At 60.1% G+C, this 18,866-nt stretch carries 17 protein-coding genes; 8 read left to right on the top strand and 9 right to left on the bottom strand.

Features of this window, described 5'->3' with window-relative positions; all coding sequences use genetic code 11:
• Positions 1-60: 60 nt before the first annotated feature.
• The 3 genes from HGP16_RS23345 (at position 61) to HGP16_RS23335 (ending at position 1,739) form a co-directional block, all read left to right on the top strand.
• A complete protein-coding gene (locus HGP16_RS23345; RefSeq protein WP_168842382.1) occupies positions 61-900 on the top strand; it encodes a DUF4432 family protein in 840 nt (279 codons plus the stop codon).
• Positions 901-972: 72 nt separating this feature from the next.
• Entirely contained in the window at positions 973-1,311 is a 339-nt protein-coding gene (locus HGP16_RS23340) for a TIGR01244 family sulfur transferase (protein WP_168842381.1), read from the top strand.
• Between the two features lie 86 nt (positions 1,312-1,397).
• Positions 1,398-1,739, top strand: coding sequence for a RidA family protein (locus HGP16_RS23335; protein ID WP_168842380.1), 342 nt, complete (start codon positions 1,398-1,400; stop codon positions 1,737-1,739).
• 42 nt (positions 1,740-1,781) lie between these two features.
• Here the strand turns inward: HGP16_RS23335 and HGP16_RS23330 are convergent, their stop codons facing one another.
• Genes HGP16_RS23330 through HGP16_RS23315 form a run of 4 tightly spaced genes read right to left on the bottom strand, consistent with a single transcriptional unit; the run spans position 1,782 to position 6,569 of the window.
• Positions 1,782-3,440, bottom strand: coding sequence for a thiamine pyrophosphate-binding protein (locus HGP16_RS23330; RefSeq protein WP_168842379.1), 1,659 nt, complete (start codon positions 3,438-3,440; stop codon positions 1,782-1,784).
• Positions 3,437-4,639: a CaiB/BaiF CoA-transferase family protein gene (locus tag HGP16_RS23325; protein ID WP_168842378.1), complete on the bottom strand. Its 1,203-nt coding sequence runs from the start codon at positions 4,637-4,639 to the stop codon at positions 3,437-3,439. The genes HGP16_RS23330 and HGP16_RS23325 overlap by 4 nt, the downstream gene beginning before the upstream one ends.
• An 18-nt stretch (positions 4,640-4,657) precedes the next feature.
• Entirely contained in the window at positions 4,658-5,617 is a 960-nt protein-coding gene (locus HGP16_RS23320; RefSeq protein ID WP_168842377.1) for a DMT family transporter, read from the bottom strand.
• A 19-nt stretch (positions 5,618-5,636) separates the two neighbouring features.
• Entirely contained in the window at positions 5,637-6,569 is a 933-nt protein-coding gene (locus HGP16_RS23315) for an alpha/beta hydrolase (RefSeq protein WP_168842376.1), read from the bottom strand.
• A gap of 165 nt (positions 6,570-6,734) precedes the next feature.
• Between HGP16_RS23315 and HGP16_RS23310 the strand changes: the two genes are divergently transcribed.
• The 4 genes from HGP16_RS23310 to metF all read left to right on the top strand — a co-directional run bounded on the left by HGP16_RS23310 (position 6,735) and on the right by metF (position 11,375).
• On the top strand, positions 6,735-7,481 hold the full coding sequence (locus HGP16_RS23310) for a ribonuclease T2 family protein (RefSeq protein WP_168842375.1): 747 nt from the start codon (positions 6,735-6,737) through the stop codon (positions 7,479-7,481).
• Positions 7,482-7,605: 124 nt separating this feature from the next.
• Positions 7,606-9,255, top strand: a complete 1,650-nt coding sequence (gene ettA, locus HGP16_RS23305) for an energy-dependent translational throttle protein EttA (RefSeq protein ID WP_168842374.1) — start codon at positions 7,606-7,608, stop codon at positions 9,253-9,255.
• 190 nt (positions 9,256-9,445) lie between these two features.
• Positions 9,446-10,471, top strand: a complete 1,026-nt coding sequence (locus HGP16_RS23300) for a metalloregulator ArsR/SmtB family transcription factor (protein WP_168842373.1) — start codon at positions 9,446-9,448, stop codon at positions 10,469-10,471.
• Between the two features lies 1 nt (position 10,472).
• Positions 10,473-11,375: a methylenetetrahydrofolate reductase [NAD(P)H] gene (metF, locus tag HGP16_RS23295; protein ID WP_168842372.1), complete on the top strand. Its 903-nt coding sequence runs from the start codon at positions 10,473-10,475 to the stop codon at positions 11,373-11,375.
• Positions 11,376-11,790: 415 nt separating this feature from the next.
• Here the strand turns inward: metF and HGP16_RS23290 are convergent, their stop codons facing one another.
• From HGP16_RS23290 to HGP16_RS23270, 5 genes are all read right to left on the bottom strand, one after another.
• Positions 11,791-12,717: a DMT family transporter gene (locus HGP16_RS23290; protein ID WP_168842371.1), complete on the bottom strand. Its 927-nt coding sequence runs from the start codon at positions 12,715-12,717 to the stop codon at positions 11,791-11,793.
• 162 nt (positions 12,718-12,879) lie between these two features.
• Complete coding sequence (locus tag HGP16_RS23285; protein WP_168842370.1) at positions 12,880-14,124, bottom strand: lytic murein transglycosylase; 1,245 nt, start codon at positions 14,122-14,124, stop codon at positions 12,880-12,882.
• A gap of 80 nt (positions 14,125-14,204) precedes the next feature.
• The gene (locus HGP16_RS23280; RefSeq protein WP_168842369.1) at positions 14,205-14,996 is read right to left on the bottom strand and encodes a GH25 family lysozyme; all 792 of its coding nucleotides are present in this window, start codon (positions 14,994-14,996) and stop codon (positions 14,205-14,207) included.
• Positions 14,997-15,209: 213 nt separating this feature from the next.
• Entirely contained in the window at positions 15,210-15,884 is a 675-nt protein-coding gene (locus HGP16_RS23275; protein WP_409526858.1) for a class I SAM-dependent methyltransferase, read from the bottom strand.
• A complete protein-coding gene (locus tag HGP16_RS23270; RefSeq protein WP_168842368.1) occupies positions 15,881-17,128 on the bottom strand; it encodes a DUF3419 family protein in 1,248 nt (415 codons plus the stop codon). The genes HGP16_RS23275 and HGP16_RS23270 overlap by 4 nt, the downstream gene beginning before the upstream one ends.
• A gap of 191 nt (positions 17,129-17,319) precedes the next feature.
• Here HGP16_RS23270 and HGP16_RS23265 point away from each other — a divergent pair, with 191 nt between their 5' ends.
• Positions 17,320-18,708, top strand: a complete 1,389-nt coding sequence (locus tag HGP16_RS23265) for a serine hydrolase (protein ID WP_168842367.1) — start codon at positions 17,320-17,322, stop codon at positions 18,706-18,708.
• Positions 18,709-18,866 lie beyond the last annotated feature (158 nt).

Below are 18,866 nucleotides of genomic sequence, written 5' to 3'. Positions count from 1 at the left end.
AGCCGCGCTCCATTGCGGGACAATGTCCGCCGGCTGCGCCAATCAGGGAGGATGCCAGGGATGATGGATTTTTCGGCGGCCATGGGGCCGAAACTGACGCTGGACGAGGGCTCCGTCCTGGATATCGGCGCGTGCATCGTCGATGGCAACAATCTTGCGCCTGGACGCGCCGTTCCCGATGATGGCGATCCGCGTATCAGTCATTCCGTGGAAGGCTTTCTCTTCACTTGCGGGCCAGATCACATCCGCCATCCAGAGCCGATGACGGGCGCATATGAGGGTAAGCGCTATCCGCTGCACGGATCCTTTTCCTCTCATCCGGCCAAAATTCTCTGGACCAAATTCGAGAATGGCAATGCGGAATGCCGTGCCGATATCGATGTTATCACCGCCGAACGCCGCACCGCGAGGCTGGAACGTCTTTGGCGGATCGATGGCGCGACCGGCGAGGTCTCGCTTGCCGACCGCATCGTCAACACGAGTACGGAGGCGATGCCGGTCTTCCTGATGTACCACATGAATATCGGCGGAAAGTGGTTCGACAGCGGTACGCGCCTTACCGGGCAGATGCTGGAGAATGGCGGCTTTCCCTGGACGTTCGGCGAAGAGGGTGGCGATATCTTCTGCGTACCGGCACAAGACAAGGGGGAGGACTGGGCCGAAATCAGTCTCGGCCCCATCGCGGCCATCGGCGGCAAGTCTTTAAGGGTGCGCTTCGGTACCGATACCCTGCCGTTCCTGCAGGTCTGGCGCAATCAGCGCGCGCCTGCGCATGTGCTTGGCATCGAGCCGGTTTCGCATCGCTGGGTCTCGCGCGCCGAGCTTGAGGAGGCGGGTGAATTCAATATTCTCGAGCCCGGCGAAGCCCGCAATTTCATGCTCAACTTTGCCTTCGTTTGAGAGTGCCCCGCAGTTGACGCTCGCCCTGTCGCGGCGTAGATCAAAGCCACGGTTTTAAAGAGGACATGAACCATGGATATCCGCCCGATCGACGATGAATACTCGGTGTCCGGCCAGATCACCGTAGAGGATCTCGACCAGATCAAGGCTCTGGGGTTCAAGTCCATCGTCTGCCATCGCCCCGATGGTGAGAGCCCGGATCAGACGTCGTTTGGCATCATCGAAGCCCGCGCCAAGGAACTCGGCCTGGAGATCACCCAGGTGCCCGTCGGCCCCATGGGCGTGACGGAAGAAGCCGTGCAGGGCATGGTCGATGCGCTGGACGAGTTTCCGCGCCCGATGCTCGGCTATTGCCGCTCGGGCGCACGCTCGACGGCGATCTATCAGAAGACGCATCACATTCGCGGCTGAACGGGTTTTTACCCGGCCTTTTGATTGAGGGCAGGCCGCAGGCCTTGCCCTGTTTACCTGTCGAAGAACAACATCAGGAGAAGACCATGAGCATCAAGCGTATCGACGTTGGCGCCCGCATGAGCGGCGCTGTCATCCACGGCGACACCGTCTACCTCGCCGGCCAGGTTGGCGAAGGCGACAGCGTCACGGATCAGTGCAAGTCGGCACTGGCTGAAGTCGATCGCCTGCTGGGTGCTGCCGGCACCAACAAGTCGAAGATCCTGCAGACGCTGATCTACCTCTCGGACATCTCCTACTTCGCCGAAATGAACGCCGCCTGGGAAGCCTGGGTCGATCCGGCGAACACGCCGGCCCGGGCGACCAGCGAAGCCAAGCTCGCAGCGCCGAAGTACAAGGTCGAATTCATCGTGACGGCAGCGCTCTAAGTCGCTCCATCAGTGTTTTTGGAAAGGCCGGTGGGCTCGTGCTCACCGGCCTTTTGTCTGGGCGATTTCCGAGAGGGTGCGGGAGGGCGTGATCGCTTCCGGGTCAAGCGCGATCTCGATGATGGCCGGCTTGCCGCTCTCCCGCGCCCGCTCGAAGGCCGGGCCGAATTCTTCTGTCGCCATCACTGTTTCGCCGTGGCCGCCATAGGCGCGTGCCAAGGCCGCAAAATCAGGATTGTCGAGCGCCGTGGCGCTGACGCGGCCGGGGTATTCCCGCTCCTGGTGCATGCGGATGGTGCCGAACATGCCGTTATTGATGACCAAAGCGATCAGCGGCAGGCCATATTGGACGGCGGTTGCGAATTCCTGCCCATGCATCATGAAACAGCCATCACCGGCAAAGCAGATGACTTCGCGCTCCGGAAAGAGCTGCTTTGCCGCCACCGCCGCCGGCAGGCCATAGCCCATCGAGCCCGAAGTCGGGGCGGCTTGCGTGTTGAAACGGCGGAAGCGATGGAAGCGGTGCAGCCATGTGGCATAATTGCCGGCGCCGTTGGTGAAGATCGCATCATCAGCCGTATTGGCTTCGATCCAATCCATGATGCGGCCCATGTGAACCGCGCCGGGGCTCTTTTCCGGTGTCGTCGACCAGGCAAGGTAGGCGGCGTGCATACGTTCCGTCCGTTCGGCCCAGCGCGTCTCGGTCGGCGCGTCGAGGTCCGCCAGCGCCGCAACGAAATCCGCCGGGCTGGCGCAGATTGCCAGGTCCGGGCGATAGACGCGGCCGAGTTCCGAGGGATCGGGATGGACGTGGACAAGTTGCTGGCGCGGGTAGGGGACATCGACCAGCGTATAGCCGGACGACGGCATCTCGGAGAGGCGGCCGCCGAGAAGGATCAGCAGGTCCGCTTCCTTGATTTCGTTGGCCAAAGCTGGGTTGATGCCGATGCCGACGTCGCCGGCATAGTTTGGATGCAAATGGTCGAATAGCATCTGCCGTCGAAAGGAGCAGCCGACCGGCAACTTGAAACGCTCCGCGAACTGCCTGAAGCCGGCAACGGCTTCCTCGTTCCAGCGCGTACCGCCAAGGATGACCATCGGCCGTTCGGCAGCCGCGAGGCACTGGCGGAGATCGGCAAGCTGGTCGGGGCCAGGATGGGCGGCAACTGGGACATAGGGCAGCGCTTCCGGCGCCTCGACCTCCTCACGCAGCATGTCTTCGGGCAAGGTTAGCACGACGGGACCGGGACGCCCTGATGTCGCCACGGCGAAAGCGCGGGTGACGAACTCCGGAATGCGGGCGGCATCGTCGATCTCGCCGACCCACTTGGCGAATTCGGTAAAGGCCCGGCGGAATTCCACTTCCTGAAAGGCTTCGCGTTCGCGGGCATCGCGCTGGACCTGGCCGATGAACAGGATCATCGGGACTGAATCCTGCCGCGCGATGTGAAGGCCGGCGGATGCATTGGTGGCGCCGGGGCCGCGGGTGACCATGCAGATGCCCGGCTCGCCGGTCAATCGGCCCCAAGCATCCGCCATCATCGCTGCACCACCCTCCTGGCGGCAGACGAGCACCTCGATATCGCCGTCATGTAACGCATCGAGCACGGCGAGAAAGCTCTCGCCCGGCACGCAGGACATGCGCCGCACGCCATTTGCCTTCAGAGCCTCGACGATGAGTTGCCCGCCCGTTCGCTTCATGTCCTCGCCTTTCCCTCCAGTTCGGCCAATTCGGCCAGAACTTCCTCCTGATGTTCGCCGAGACGCGGGCTCGGCCGCGTATAGGCCAATGGCGTTTCCGACAGCACGATCGGTGTGCGCACGCTTGGAATGACGGTGCCGGCGCTGTCCTCGAGATCGATCCTCAAGCCACGCGCCACGATCTGCGGGTCGGCAAACATGTCTTCGATCGTGTTGATGGCGCCGGCCGGAACGGCATTGGCCTCGCAGGCTCGGAGCAGCTCCGCCTTGCTCCACTTGAGCGTTTCAGCCGAGACGAAGGCCCGTACTTCATTTCGGTTGGCAACGCGGGCCTTGTTGGTCGCATAGCGCTCGTCGTCGGCATTGGTCTCCATGCCAAGAATGGCGCAGAGGCGCCGGAACTGCCCGTCATTGCCGACCGCAAGGATGAGATAGCCGTCGGCGGTGGGCACGACCTCATAGGGCGAGATATTCGGATGGGCATTGCCGAGGCGCACCGGCGGTTTGCCCGAGATCAGATAGTTCATGTTCTGATTGGCAAGTACGGCCGATTGCACATCGAGCAGCGCCATGTCGATGAGCTGCCCTTCGCCGGTCTTCAAAGCGTGGATCAGGGCGGCCTCGATCGCCGAAACCGCATATACGCCGGTGAAAATATCGGCGATCGCGACGCCCGCCTTCATTGGCTGGCCATCCGGCTCGCCTGTTATTGACATGAAGCCGGACATGCCCTGAACGATATAGTCATAGCCTGCCAGGCTGGCATAGGGGCCGCTCTGGCCGAAACCGGTGATCGAGCAATAGACGATGCCGGGATTGATCTTTCTCAGGCTTTCATAATCCAGCCCGTATTTGACCAGGCCGCCGAGCTTGAAATTCTCGATCACCACATCGGCCGTCTTCACCAGCCGGCGCACCAGCTCCTGTCCTTCCTCGGTCCTGAGATCGGCGGTGATGGAACGCTTGCCGCGGTTGGCGGAATGGTAATAGGCGGCGGAGAGGTTTTCGCCATCCTTGCCTTCGACGAAGGGCGGCCCCCATTGACGCGTGTCGTCGCCGCCGTCGGGGTTTTCCACCTTGATGACATCGGCGCCGAGATCGGCCAGCATCTGCCCGGCCCAGGGGCCTGCGAGCACGCGGGCAAGTTCGATGACGCGAATACCGGAAAGCGGGGGTTTCTTGGTTTTCTTGTCTGTCATGTCGATCCGCTCTCCCGCTTAGGGCGTGAATGCCGTTTCAGATGTATCGGATACGGGCTTGGAAGCAAAGCGCCGCTCGCGCCAGAGAATGTACAGGCCGGAGCCGATGATGATGAGGATACCGAGCCATTTGATCGCATCCGGGAAATTGCCGAAGACGAGCCAGCCGAAGACCGTGGCGGAAACGATCTCGAAATATTGCAGCGGCGCGAGCGTCGAGGCTGGCACGGCGCGATAGGCGTGCACCGTGAAGATGCCGGAAACCGCCGCGGTAGCCCCGACGCCGAGCAGGTAGAGCATGGCCGTCAGATCAGGCATGACCGGATCGAGGATCGCAGACCCCGTCGCCCGGCCTATGGCAAGCAGGATCAGGCTGAAGGCGGAGCCCCATAGGCCGGTCTGGAACTGCATCGACCAGGCATCCTCGCTATGGGAGACGACGCGCGTAATCATCACGTAGATGGCGATGCAAAGCGCGGTGACGACGGGCAGCAGGGCGACGAAGCCGACTTCCTGAAAGCTCGGCTGGATGATCAGCATCGCGCCGAAAAAGCCGACGGCGCAGGCGGTGTAGCGCCGCCAGCCGATGGTTTCCTTGAGGAAGATGCTGCTCAAGATGGTCAACATCATCGGCTCGACGAAGAAGATGGCGATGGCATCAGCCACTTCCATCACCTGCAGCGTGGTCACGAACGACACCATGGACAACGTCAGCACCGCGGCACGAATGGCATGCACGCCGCTGCGCCGCCATGTCCATACGCCCCATTGCCCGCGCATCGCCATCATCGGCAGCGCAAACAGCGATTGAAGGATGAAGCGGGCCGCGGTGACTTCGGCCGGCGGGATCGTGGTTGCGGCGAGCTTGGAGAAGATATCGATGATCGGCGAAAGGACGACGGAGAGAAACATCATCAACAAGCCGAAGGTCAGCTCCGATTGCGGCAATCGGATCGAGGAGCCGCTGGAGGTGTTCATTATAGAATTCCCATGAGAATCAGGTGTTTGCCGTCACCTCTTTGCACCAGTCGGCAAAGCGGGAAATGGCTTCATCGGCACCGATTTCGTTCAGCGTCTCGTGCCGCATGTCGGGATAGATCTCGGTTGTGATATGAGAGAAACCGGCACTTTTCAAATGGTTTGCCAGCCAGGAGATCGCTTTCGCATTGTCCGTTGCCGGATCCTTGGCCCCCCCGACGAGATGGATGGGCATATCGCGCCGGAGCCGGTCGAGATAGGCTTTTTGCGGTGCCCGGAAAGTAAGCTCGAAAATGTCGAGCCAGAGCGAGACGGAGGCATCGAAGCCGCAAAGCGGATCGGCGATATATTTGTCCACGTGCTCGGGGATGCGCGAAAGCCAGTCGAAGTCGGTACGGCGATTGGTGATCGACCGGCCCCAGGTGCCGAAGGTCAGCTTCGGCAAGGGGCCGCTTGGAACATCCGATCCCTTGAACATGCGCTCTGTCTTGAGGATGAGCTGGGCGGCGCGGCCCCCAAGGCCCGCATTGAAATTGGAATTCCACACGGTGACGGCATCGAACTTGTCCGGATGCGTGACGATCGTGTTGAGGCTGATCAATCCGCCCATGGAGTGGCCGAAGAGGATGATGGGCAGGCCGGGATGAGCCCCTGCGGCAAGCTCGCGCATGGCGAGCACATCGGCAATGACGCGAGCCACCCCATCTTTTCGAGCAAATCGGCCGATGGGCGCATCATGGGCAACGGTCTCGCCGTGGCCGCGATGATCATGTGCGTAGACGTGGAAGCCCTGGGCGGCCATCGCATCCGCAAAGGTTTCGTAGCGGCGGGAATGTTCGGCAAGGCCATGTGATATCAGCAGGATGCCACGTGCTTCTCCCGTTGCCGGCACGTAATGATAGGCAATCTTCGCGCCCGTCGGGCTATTCAGGCGCTCAGTATCCGCGAACATGCATTCGATCCTCCCTATTCGGACGAAAGGTTATCATTCGCCGGATTGCAATGGATAGGTGCCGGAGCTCACAGAAATAAATCTTTCCGAGCGTTACGATTCAGGATTGCGTCCGCTCGATCAAACTGCTTATTTGTTCTTATAATGTTCTTATTGGAGGCAGGAATGAAGCAGTTGCTTCGGGTATTTGCAGTTGTATTTCTTTCGGTTGGGACGGCCGCGAGCGCTATGGCGCAGGAGCATAGCCGCGGGCGGACGCGCTTTATCCTGGCGGCGAGCTGGGAGCCGGCATTTTGCGCGACGAACCAGAAGAAGGCCGAATGCCGGAACCAGTCGTCGAACGATTACGATGCCAAGAACTTCTCGCTGCACGGCCTCTGGCCCATGCGGCAGGAATATTGCGATGTTTCGGAGGATTTGAAGCAGGCGGATCGCGGCCGTGATTGGAAGGACCTGCCGGCGGTGCAGCTGTCGCAGGATGTCAAGGCGAAGCTGGACAAGGCAATGCCGGGCACGCAATCGGGCCTCGATCGGCATGAATGGGTCAAGCACGGCACCTGTACCAAGCTCAGTGCCGACGAGTATTTTTCCATCGCCGCCGGCCTGGTCGCCGAGCTCAATGCGTCGTCAGTGCGCGATCTCTTTGCTGAGAATATCGGCAAGGAGCTGGATGCTGAAAGCATCAAGGCGGCCTTCGACCAGAGCTTCGGCGAGGGCGCCAATGCACGCATCAAGATGAGCTGCCGCCGCGTCGGCGATGTCAGAATGATTTCGGAGTTGACCATCGGCCTCTCGGAGGATGCGATCGAGCCCCAGCAGGGTAACGAGCCGCGGCTCGCCAAACTGATCCAAAGCGCGGGCAGCACCGCTTTCGGCTGCGACCGTGGCGTGGTGGATGCCGCCGGTTTCTGAAGAAATACGGCTTTTCTGACGCGGATAATGCCCTCGGACAAGGTTTCGCCGTTGCCCGAGGGCGGGGTTTCGCCTACATAGCGGCACAATTCGTACTGTTTCCGCCCGTGGAGTAACCCAAGCTATGGCACGTCAGTTCATTTATCATATGTCGGGTCTGAATAAGGCCTATGGCGCCAAGAAGATTCTCGAGAACATTCATCTCTCCTTCTACCCCGACGCCAAGATCGGTATTCTCGGCCCGAACGGTGCGGGTAAGTCGACGGTGCTGCGCATCATGGCCGGCCTCGACAAGGAATATACCGGCGAGGCATGGCTGGCCGAAGGCGCGACCATCGGCTATCTGCCGCAGGAGCCGCAGCTCGATCCGGCAAAGACGGCGCTTGAAAACGTCATGGAAGGCGTTGCCGCCAAGACGGACATCCTCAATCGCTACAACGAATTGATGATGAATTACTCCGACGAGACGGCGGACGAGGGCGCCAAGCTCCAGGACATCATCGACAGCCAGAACCTTTGGGACCTGGAAAGCCAGGTCGAAATGGCGATGGACGCGCTGCGCTGCCCTCCCGGTGACGCCGACGTCACCAACCTTTCCGGCGGCGAACGCCGCCGTCTGGCCTTGTGCAAGCTGCTGCTGTCCCAGCCGGACGTGCTGCTGCTCGACGAGCCGACCAACCATCTCGACGCCGAAACCATCGCCTGGCTTGAAAAGCACCTGCGCGCCTATCCGGGCGCCGTGCTGATGATTACCCACGACCGCTACTTCCTCGACAACGTCACGGGTTGGATTCTCGAACTCGATCGCGGTCGCGGCATCCCCTACGAAGGCAACTATTCCGCTTACCTGCAGGCCAAGGCAAAGCGCATGCAGCAGGAAAATCGCGAAGAAGCGAGCCGCCAGAAGGCGCTTGCGCGCGAGCAGGAGTGGATTGCTTCCAGCCCGAAGGCACGCCAAGCCAAGTCCAAGGCCCGTATCCGCGCCTATGACGAGCTGGTCGATGCGGCGGAAAACCAGCGTCCCGGCGACGCGCAGATCATCATTCCGGTCGGCGAGCGCCTCGGTCAGGTTGTCATCGAAATGGAAGGCATCAACAAAGGGTATGGCGACCGGATGCTGATCGAAGGCCTGTCGCTGAAGCTGCCGCCGGGCGGTATCGTCGGCGTCATCGGCCCGAACGGCGCGGGTAAGACGACGCTGTTCCGCATGATCACCGGTCAGGAAACGCCGGATAGCGGCTCCATCCGTATCGGTGAGACGGTTCACCTCGGTTATGTCGACCAGAGCCGCGATGCGCTCGATGGCAACAAGACCGTATGGGAAGAAATCTCCGGCGGTGCCGAAGTCATCAAGCTCGGCAAGTATGAAATGAATTCGAGAGCCTATTGCTCGACCTTCAATTTCAAGGGCGGCGATCAGCAACAGAAGGTCGGCAACCTCTCCGGCGGCCAGCGCAACCGCGTGCATCTCGCCAAGATGCTGAAGGCTGGCGGCAACGTGCTGCTCCTCGACGAACCGACCAACGACCTCGATACCGAAACGCTCGGCGCCCTCGAGATCGCTCTGGAAAACTTCGCGGGCTGCGCCGTTATCATCAGCCACGATCGCATGTTCCTCGATCGCCTCGCCACGCATATCCTCGCTTTCGAAGGCGACAGCCATGTCGAATGGTTCGAAGGCAACTTCGAGGATTACGAGCAGGACAAGATGCGCCGTCTTGGTGTTGACAGCATCAACCCGAGCCGTGTCACCTACAAGCGACTGACGCGATAAGTGCCTGTTTTCGCTCTTCGAAAACCCCGGCTTGACCGGGGTTTTTGTTTGTCCGGCGATGGCATTCAATATTCCATTCTCGGCAGAAATGAACAGATTTCCGACGTCCGGCGGCCTTAATGGCCAATTGGCTCTTGCAGAGCCCACTCAAATCACATAAAGATATCTTTATATCTTGATTGGGTGTCGAATGACGGATCTGGTGAAGCTCGGCTTGGATGAAGTTGTTGACGTGCTGAAGGCGGTCGGCGAACCGACGCGGCTGCGTCTCATGGCTCTGCTCGCAGCAAGCGATTTGACCGTCACCGATCTTACCGAAATTCTGGGCCAGTCGCAGCCGCGTATTTCCCGGCATTTGAAGCTGCTTGGCGAAGCCGGCCTGATCGATCGTTATCAGGAAGGTGCCTGGGCGTATTTTCGTTTGAAGCAGGAAGGCAAGGCGGTGACGCTGGCGCGAGCACTGCTGCGTCACACCGCCGAGAAGGATACCGTCCTGCTGCGCGACGGCGAACGCCTTGCTTCGGTGAAGCGTATCCGCTCCGAACGGGCGCAGGCTTATTTCAGCCGGAATGCCGCCGAGTGGGACGAACTGCGTCGCCTGCATGTCGCGGACGAGGATGTCGACAAGGCGCTGATCGAGCTGATCGGCCCGCAGCCGATCGATTCCTTTCTCGATCTCGGCACGGGTACGGGCCGGATGCTTCAGCTCCTGGCAGGCCACTATCGTCGCGCCGTCGGCATCGATGCCAGCCGTGACATGCTGGCGGTCGCCCGCGCCAATCTCGATCGCGCCAACATCACCGCCGCGTCGGTACGTCATGGCGACATTTTCAACCTGCCGCTCGAGCAGCAGGACTTCGACCTCATCACCATCCACCAGGTGCTGCATTTCCTCGATCAGCCGGAGATCGCCGTTGCCGAGGCCGCGCGAATGCTGCGGCCGGGCGGCCGGCTCGTCATCATCGATCTCGCGCCACACGGGCTTGAATATTTGCGCGACGAGCATGCGCATCTGCGTCTCGGCTTCTCGGATCAGGCTATGTCGGATTGGCTGAAGCTGGCCGGGCTGGATGTGGAGCGCGTGCAGCACCTCCATTCAGGGAGGGAAGGCGGTCAGGCGCTGACAGTCAGCATCTGGCTGGCGCGCGATCCGCGGCTGCTGATGGCAGCCGATCAAGGTCACCAGTCGTCCCCCATTCTTGCCGGGAGAGTTTGACATGTCTTCGAGATCCGAAAGTGTTAGTGACGGTATCCGCGTCTCCTTCGAATTCTTTCCGCCGAAGTCGGAAGAAGCCGAGCAGCAATTGTGGACCACCGTTGCAGACCTTAGCGATTGGGAGCCTGAGTTCGTTTCCGTGACTTACGGGGCAGGCGGCTCGACCAAGGCGCCGACGCTTTCCGCCGTGCGCAAGATGATCCATGAAACGCCGTTCACGACAGCATCGCACCTCACCTGTGTCGGTGCGACGCGCGAGGATACGCATCGTGTGATCGACGAGTTCCTAGCCGCGGGCGTTCGCCGTTTCGTCGCCCTGCGCGGCGATCCGCCCGGCGGTGTCGGCTCGGCCTATCAGCCGCATCCGGGCGGTTATGCCAATGCCGCCGAATTGGTGGGCGCCTTGCGCGAGCGCGGCGATTTCGATATTTCCGTATCCGCCTATCCGGAAAAGCACCCGGAAAGCCGCGATACATCAGCCGATATCGACATGCTGAAGCGCAAGGCCGAGAATGGCGCCGACCGGGCGCTGACCCAGTTCTTCTTCGATAACGACGCGTTCGAGCGCTATCATGATCGCGTTCGCGCGGCGGGCATCCGGATCCCCATCGTGCCCGGCATCATGCCGATCCAGAACCTCACCCAGCTCAAGCGCTTTGCTGGCGCGTGCGGCGCCAGCATCCCATCCTGGCTGGACGAGCGTTTCGACGGTCTGGACGAGAATGTCGAGGAACGCGCCAAGGTCGCCGCAGACGTCGCGGCCGAGCAGATTCAGGATCTGATAGGTCGCGGCATCCACGAGTTTCATCTTTACACGATGAATCGCTCCGCGCTCGTCTCGGCCGTCCTTGAACGGCTGGGCCTTCAGCGCAAGGTGGATGCGCGCGCCGGTGCCGCTGCCTGAGCATTCCGTGCCATTTGCCTATGAAAAAGCGCATGTCCATCTCGGACATGCGCTTTTCTAATGAAGCAGGGGTTTTGTTAGCTTTTCGGAGTTTGATCGTCTGCGAATTTCGCCAAAGCCATCAGATGAAAAGCATCGTCAAGACGAAAGCGAAGGCCGCACCGACCACTAGGACGTTGATGGATCGCGTCAATCCCATGTCTTCCTCCTCAGTCAGCCGTTAAATTTTATGTCGAAAATATGTCGTTTGGAAAGCGAATTCGATGCTGCGACGCGGCATGAGATTGGCGTTTTAATTCAGGTAACTCTGACAGAGATTTGATTTTACTATAAAAATTCCGGTCGTCTGCTGAGTGACGGGTTGTGAATAAGTATTAACATGCTGTGACCGCAGGCCGGTCGACGGTGCATTCGATCATGTTGCGCGCGTTCTTAGGCCGTGTTTCATCCATGCATAAAAGCGGCCGTCGAGGACGAGCAGGCCCGCGCCGATCAGCACCATGCCGGCGATCTCGGTAAAGCCAAGCCGCTCGTCCAGAAACAGGAAGCCAAGCAGAAGGGCGCTTGGCGGCACCAGCAGGGTCACAAGCGAGGCGTTCGTGGCGCCGGCAAGCGCCATGATGCGAAAGTATAGAATGTAGGCGAAAGCTGTCGATAGCAGCGCCAAGCCCAGAATAGCGGCTATCACCGTTGCCGGCGGTGCTGCGAGAGACCAGGGCTGGTCAACGATCACGGCGACCGGCAACATGATCAGCGAAGAGCCGGTCAATTGACCGGCCGCGACGACGGGTGGGGCGATGCCCTTGAAGCGTTTGGCGTAGATCGCGGCAAAACCATAGGAAATCGCGGCGAGGATTGGCAGCGATAACGCCCAGAAGGGAACCGAGCCGCCGGTGGTTACGCTTGGTCCGAGCAGCACAGCGGTCCCGATTAACCCCGTGAAACAGCCGATGAGCTTGGCCGGAGTAAGACGTTCGTCGGTGGTCAGCTGGTTGCCGATCAGGACGGTCCAGATCGGCGTGGTTGCGTTGAGGATGGAGGCAAGACCGGCGCCCATCTGTGTCTGACCGAAGAAGATCAGGGTATGCGGCACGGCGTTGTTGATGAGTCCCAGCAGGAGAAATTGTCGCCATTGCGTCCGCAACAGCTGATAAATGCCAAAGCGGCCGGCAAGATAGAGATGCAGTGCCAGCGCTGCCAATGACAGGCGTAGAAGAACGAGCGTAAAGGGCGGAACGTGATGGACCGCAATACGGGCAAAAAAGAACGACCCGCCCCAGATCAGCCCGAGCAATAGAAGCAGCCCCCAGGTCAAGGCACTCATCCGGTTGTCGTTACCCATCACCATCTCCCCCGTTTCGGTTCATGTAACCTGGGAGAGGGCCGGTGTTCCACCCGTTTTCCGTCGGAGTGTGCGGTGGCTGGCTCGTGAGCGGTTCGCTGAAATTCCGCGCAACAAAAAGGCGGCTTGTGGCCGCCTTTCCGATAGGGAGGCAAAAAGAACTCAGAGTGCGTTGAGCAGCGCCGTGGTTGCCCAGCCGTCCGCCGGTATGCCGAGGCGGAATTGTTCCTTCTGGATGGCGACGCGGGTGCCGGAGCCGAGAATACCGTCGATCTTGCCGACATCGTAGCCGCGTCCCACGAGCTTGGTTTGAAGCGCCTTCATATCGGTATCGTTCAGGCCCGCCTCGGGTGTGCCCTTGTTATAGGGCTGAGCGCCGGCAAACCGGGTGGCGAAATAGGCGGCTGATGTCGTGTAGATGAAGGACTGGTTCCAGCCGAGATAGGTGTTGTAATTCGGATAAGTCAGGAAGGCCGGGCCTTTGCGGCCCTGCGGCAGGATGAGGGCCGCCGGCAACGAACCGAAGCTTGTATCGCCGTCGCGGGGCTTGACGCCGAGCTGGAACCAGTCGCCAGCGGTCAGCGTGCCGCCGATGCCGGATTTTTCCCAGGGGAGATTATCCGGCACCGTTACTTCCTGCAGCCAGGGCTGGCCGCGCTGGAAGCCGAGGTGCTGAAGGAATCTTGCCGTGGTCAGGATGACGTCGGGCGCGCTGGTCTTCAAATTCACATGGCCGTCGCCGTCACCATCGGTGCCGTAGGCGATGATATCTGGGGGCAGCATCTGCGTCTGGCCGATTTCGCCGGCCCATGCACCCGTGGTCGTTTCCGGGTCGACGTCGCCACGCTGCACCAGCTCGATCAGCGCGATCAGGCGCGGACGGAAGAAGTCCGGCCTGCGGCAGTCGTGCGAGAGGGTGACCAGAGCGTTGCGGGTGTTGAAATTGCCCTGAACGGCGCCGAAATCCGTTTCCATGGCCCAGAAGGCGGTGATGACGCCGGGAGGAACGCCATAGTCCTTTTCGGCCTTGGCGAAGACGTCGGCATACTGCTTCATCTTCTGGCGACCGATATCGAGACGGCCCTGGCTGACGGTGCGTTGCGAGAATTCGAGGAAGGTCTGGCGGAAGACACCCTGGCTGCGGTCCATGGCGAGAACCTTCTGGTCGATCTGCGCGCCGGCCAGCGTTTTGTCGGCTGCGGTTGCATCCGCGCCATCAGCAATTGCCTCAGCTTTCACACCTGCCAAGAAGCTTGTGAGATCGCCACCGCAGGCGACCTTCGGAGCGTTGGCGCCATCCCCGCTCGGGGCTGCGGCGGGAGCCGCACTCTGAGCCATTGCCGTACCAGTCATGGCTGAAGCGAAGAGCAACGCAAGAGCGCTGCGCCGAATGGTGTGACGATCCATGAGCGATCCTTCCTAGGAGATAGAATAGGGTCGCTTTCACAGAAGATTGTGACATAAGCAAGAGTGAAGTGGAGTCGGCCTTAAGAATTTCCTTGCTTCTCTACTGCCGCCACCCAGTTTTGCCAGTTCTGCGTGGAGCCGCCGAACACATTGATATCGGTCGGACCTTTGATGCCGGGAATAACGCCCGTCGACGTATACTGCCAGAAGGCCCAGCTGCGATCGGCATAGGTCTCTTTCGGGTGCTTGGCGACCGAGCGGACCCAGAAGTGATAATCCTTGAAATAGCCGACAAGATTTTCGCGATGGAAATCGACTGACGTATAGATGATCGGGCGCTTGCCGTAGTAGGCTTCGAGGCGATCCATGAAACGCTTGATTTCCGTTCTCACCGTTTCAGGAGCCGGTCTGGTCTTGCAGGTCGGGGAGCCGGGGTTCCATTCGACGTCGACTACAGGCGGAAGCGCCATCGTATCCTTCGGCACATTGCGGATGAACCAATCGGCCTGTTCGTCGGCGGTGGAGCAGAAATAGAAGAAATGATAGGGCGCGTGCAGAAGCCCAGCGGCACTGGCTTCCTGCCAATATTCCGTAAAGCGCGGATCGATCCTGTCCTTGCCCTCCGTCGCCTTGATGAAGACGAAGGCAACACCCGACCCCTTCACGGTTTTCCAATCGATATCGCCCTGCCATTTGGAAACGTCGATGCCATGGATGGGGTGGCGCTGCGGATGGTCGCGGCCGAAATCCTGCGGCTTCGTATCGCTGAATCTGGTCTTGGGAAGGGCGGCTGTCGAGAGGGCGTCATAGCCCGTCGTGCAGCCATTCAAGAAAAGGGCGAGCGGCAGTAGACATGCCAGAAGCCGGCGCATGTGTAACCCGTTATGGCGCGAGTGATCTTGCTGCCCCAAGGCTTGGCTTCCGTACTATGGTCCCCGAGAATCCGAAAGAGCGGCAGACCATACCGTTGCCGGCTGGTCCTGCCACTTTATTCACCATATCAACGTAAAAAATGCGTTATCTTCAAGCAAATTCTTATGCTTGGTGCATTCCTTGACGGATTTTGCGCTGGAATCTGCCGCCACTCACGCGCCGGGCTTGCTTGCCACAGCGCGCCAGGCATAACCGCGGCCGATCCTTTCGGTCTTCACGGACATGCCGCGCGCCCGAGCCTTGTCTTCAAGCACCGTCAGGAGGTCGGCGCGCGGATCGACGTGGAACTTCTTCAACCAACCCTTCAGAAGCGCCCTGAACCAGCCCGGCAGTCCTTCCTGCTGGCCGAAATCGACGATGTGGAGCTCACCGCCAGGAGCGACGGCATCGAGCGAAGCATCGATTGCGCTTTTCCAGTCAGGAATCATCGACAGCGCATAGGAAATCATCACACGATCGAACCCGCCGACCCCGAAATCAGCGGGCGAAAAGGCCGTGGCATCGGCAACGCGAAAATCCGGCATCTGCTTCAGACCGCGGAAATTATTTCGCGCCGAAATCAGCATCTCCTGGGAGATGTCAAAGCCATAGAAGCGAGCGGAAGGGAAGCGGCGATAGGCCAGCAACATGTTGCGGCCGGTGCCGCAGCCCACCTCCAGGAAGGAACCGCCGGCAGGTACATTCAGATGCTCGATCGTGCGGTCGCGGCCGAACAGGTAATATTTGCGGGTCAGGTCATAGATGTGGCGCTGATAGCGGTACATGCCGTCCATCAGCTTGGCATGGTTGCTGTCGCTGGTTTCTATGCCCGTATCCGCCTGGCTCACGCTTTTTTCCCGTAAATGTGGAAGCCGCCGTAGATTGCCGAGCGATCGCGTGTATTGAGCTCCTGCGAACGCTCCTCGAAATAGACCCACTGGTCGCGGATCGCCGGAGAAAGACGACCTTCGATGATGCTCTTTTCAGCGGCGGTGCGGAAGATGACGCGGGCGCCTTCGCGCGCGGTGCGGGTAATCTCGGCCCAGAGATTGTTGAGCTGTTCGTCGGTCATCCAGTCCTGGGCATCAAGCAGGATGTAGCGATCGCGCGAGGCGGCCGGTTTGGAGGCCAGAAGCTCGATGAAATTGGCGTGATGCACATCAACGCGGTCGGCATTGGCGCGGATCGCGGCATAGTGTTCCGGCTTGAGATAGGTGGGCAAGGGACCCTGGTGCTGGGCTGCGTAGCGGCGCGCAAACGCCTGCCAGGCAAAATAGTTGTCGCGCATCGGGAAATGGCAGGCGAGCTTTTCAAGACGGTGCTTCAGCACGGCGGAAATGGAATCGTCGCCCGCAAGGCTTGCGAGTTCGTCATATTGCTGCGGCGGAATGCCGAGACCGAAGAGCGAGCTTTTGCGACCGAGCAGCCAGCGAACGGCTCGCTTGTCGAAGATTGGAGCGATCTCTTCCTCGAAGAACTGGCGCTGTTCGCGCATGGTGCGGGCTTGCGTCATCTTGGCGAGACGAACGCCATTCAGGCGCGCCAGCACATGGGCTGCGCCGATGAAGCGGCCGAGAAGACCGGTCTTGTAGATATTGCGGTTGAAGACCGTGATCCGGCGGCGGCCATAGAGATCGCGACCGTCCCAATAGTCGGCGGTTGCCGTGTCGAGGCGCGATGCGATGAACTGGTCGTAGGCTTGGCTGTTGGCGGCAACATCAGGCATGCCGAAGAAACGCACCAGATCCGCATGACCGGGCAGCAAGCGGAAGGCGGCGAGCTTCAGCTTGTTGAGTGCGATGTGATGGCGGTTCAGGTCCACGACATCGATCGAGGCGGGGTTTTGCGAGAGATAGGCGAGCATGTTGCAGCCGCCGGAACCGATGGTCACGATGCGGTGATGCGGCTGAAGCTCCATCGCCTCCATGTCGATATCCGGATCTTCCCATATTTGCGGATAGACGAGGCCGGAAAACAGCATTCCGAAGAGGCGCTCGGAGAGGCCGGCCTTGGATAGCGGCTTATGCTGGAGGAGAGCGTCCTTGAGTTTCCGGTTCTTTTGGAGACCGGCATCCGGGGCGAATTCCGTCATCTGAGTCTTGTCACCGATTTGTGAAGTTCAAGGCGTGTAACCCGGCAATGCTACAGTCTGATGACGCGGGCTGTTGGCAGATCCGGCGGAAAAGCACCCCTGCGGATATTTAAGGTTCCGCAGCCATCATAGGCCTTTCATATTGCTGCGTTTCCTGATTGTCTCCGCGTACTTTTTGGAGGGTATGTGACATGCGTTTGATATCGAGAGTGATCGGGGCTCTTATTGTTTTGCTGCTGATCATTGTCGCCGGCGGAGCCATCTGGCTTTCCCTTTACCCGCCGGAATTGCTCAGGGTTGGTGATGGCTATGCCGCAAAGATCGTTTGCTCGAATACGTTCGTGGCAAAGCGCGATCCGGACAAGGTGCTGGAAGAAGATGTGCAGGCCCCCGGCAATCCGGCGCTGAAGCTCATTCGGGTTTCCGTCGATCGTGACGAAGGCGTGGTGGCCGCCCGCTTCCTTGGTTTGTTCGCGCCGAACTATGCGCTTTATCGTGGCGCACTCGGCTGCACGTCGGTGCCCGATGGCGATTTGCAGGCGGCACGCAGCGCCGTCTTCCTGAACAAGATCAAGGCACCGAAGAGCGATGCGTTGTGGCCGGATGGAGATGCTGTCAACGTCGGCCAAGGCGAGCAGGGCGCGAAGCTTGCCGATATCGTCGCCAATCCGGATCTCGCCGGGCCGGCCGTGCGGGCGATCGTGGTCGTCAAAGAGGGGCATGTCGTCGCCGAGAGTTATGGCGACGGCTTCAACAAGGCGACACCTCTCATCGGCTGGTCCATGACGAAAACAGTCAATGCTGCCATCATCGGTCGCCTGATGCTGGCGGGACGCATGTCTTTCGACGATCAAAATCTGTTGCCGCAATGGAGCGTGGACGAGCGTAAGAACATCAAGCTCAGCGATCTCCTTGCCATGGAGAGCGGTCTCGTCTTCAACGAGTCCTATGGCAGCGTGTCCGACGTGACCCGCATGCTCTATCTCGATCCGGATACGACCAGCATCGCGGCCGGTGCGCGTCAGGTCGCAGCGCCCGGCGAGCGTTTCAGCTATTCGAGCGGCACGGCAACCCTTCTTTCCCGCCTCTGGATGAATCGGTTGCCCAATCTGAGTGCAGCCATCGCCTATCCGCGCGAAGCGCTTTTCGGCCCGCTCGGCATGTATAGCGCCGTTTTGGAGGCCGATGAGCGCGGGACCTTTGTCGGCAGTTCCTATCTTTACGCCAATGCTCGTGACTGGGCGCGTTTCGGCCAGTTCCTGCTTCAGGATGGTGTGTGGAATGGGCATCGGTTGCTGCCGGAAGGTTTCGTCGGCGCCATGCGCACGCCGACGAAGGCGTCGGAAGGAGTCTATTCTCAGGTTCAGGCCTGGCTTGCGGGTCCCGGCGGCTCGAATGCGCAATTCGGCCTGCCTGCAGATACGTTCTGGATGAGCGGTCACGACGGCCAGACGGTGGCCATTGTTCCCTCCGCCAATCTGGTTGTCGTGCGAATGGGATTGACGCCAGCCTGGGCGGACTACCGGCCGCAAATCCTGCTGAAACGGATCATGGATGTGATAAAGCCGGTCTCGAACTAAAGCAATTCCAGGAAAAATGCGTAGCGGTTTCCCGTCCGGAATTGCGAGAAAACAAAGAGATAGAGCGGTTCAGCTTATCACTGCCCACGGTACACGACATTAATGGTGAGAACGGAATGATGTGGTTGAATTGAAGATTCTTCGCCAAAAGGATCTTC

The sequence above is a fragment of the Rhizobium sp. P40RR-XXII genome (assembly GCF_012641405.1).
In the GTDB taxonomy this organism is placed as follows: domain Bacteria; phylum Pseudomonadota; class Alphaproteobacteria; order Rhizobiales; family Rhizobiaceae; genus Rhizobium.
The sequence above is the reverse complement of the archived record's forward strand: the minus strand, read 5'-3'. Positions and strand labels throughout refer to the sequence as shown.

Bases quoted from the DNA above. Each gene is read 5' to 3' on its own strand.
- HGP16_RS23300 (WP_168842373.1), top strand. From the start codon at position 9,446: ATGACGGATCTGGTGAAGCTCGGCTTGGATGAAGTTGTTGACGTGCTG.
- HGP16_RS23310 (WP_168842375.1), top strand. From the start codon at position 6,735: ATGAAGCAGTTGCTTCGGGTATTTGCAGTTGTATTTCTTTCGGTTGGG.
- HGP16_RS23270 (WP_168842368.1), bottom strand. From the start codon at position 17,128: ATGACGGAATTCGCCCCGGATGCCGGTCTCCAAAAGAACCGGAAACTC.
- HGP16_RS23340 (WP_168842381.1), top strand. From the start codon at position 973: ATGGATATCCGCCCGATCGACGATGAATACTCGGTGTCCGGCCAGATC.
- HGP16_RS23280 (WP_168842369.1), bottom strand. From the start codon at position 14,996: ATGCGCCGGCTTCTGGCATGTCTACTGCCGCTCGCCCTTTTCTTGAAT.
- HGP16_RS23345 (WP_168842382.1), top strand. From the start codon at position 61: ATGATGGATTTTTCGGCGGCCATGGGGCCGAAACTGACGCTGGACGAG.
- ettA (WP_168842374.1), top strand. From the start codon at position 7,606: ATGGCACGTCAGTTCATTTATCATATGTCGGGTCTGAATAAGGCCTAT.
- HGP16_RS23325 (WP_168842378.1), bottom strand. From the start codon at position 4,639: ATGACAGACAAGAAAACCAAGAAACCCCCGCTTTCCGGTATTCGCGTC.
- metF (WP_168842372.1), top strand. From the start codon at position 10,473: ATGTCTTCGAGATCCGAAAGTGTTAGTGACGGTATCCGCGTCTCCTTC.
- HGP16_RS23335 (WP_168842380.1), top strand. From the start codon at position 1,398: ATGAGCATCAAGCGTATCGACGTTGGCGCCCGCATGAGCGGCGCTGTC.
- HGP16_RS23290 (WP_168842371.1), bottom strand. From the start codon at position 12,717: ATGGGTAACGACAACCGGATGAGTGCCTTGACCTGGGGGCTGCTTCTA.
- HGP16_RS23265 (WP_168842367.1), top strand. From the start codon at position 17,320: ATGCGTTTGATATCGAGAGTGATCGGGGCTCTTATTGTTTTGCTGCTG.
- HGP16_RS23285 (WP_168842370.1), bottom strand. From the start codon at position 14,124: ATGGATCGTCACACCATTCGGCGCAGCGCTCTTGCGTTGCTCTTCGCT.
- HGP16_RS23330 (WP_168842379.1), bottom strand. From the start codon at position 3,440: ATGAAGCGAACGGGCGGGCAACTCATCGTCGAGGCTCTGAAGGCAAAT.
- HGP16_RS23320 (WP_168842377.1), bottom strand. From the start codon at position 5,617: ATGAACACCTCCAGCGGCTCCTCGATCCGATTGCCGCAATCGGAGCTG.
- HGP16_RS23315 (WP_168842376.1), bottom strand. From the start codon at position 6,569: ATGTTCGCGGATACTGAGCGCCTGAATAGCCCGACGGGCGCGAAGATT.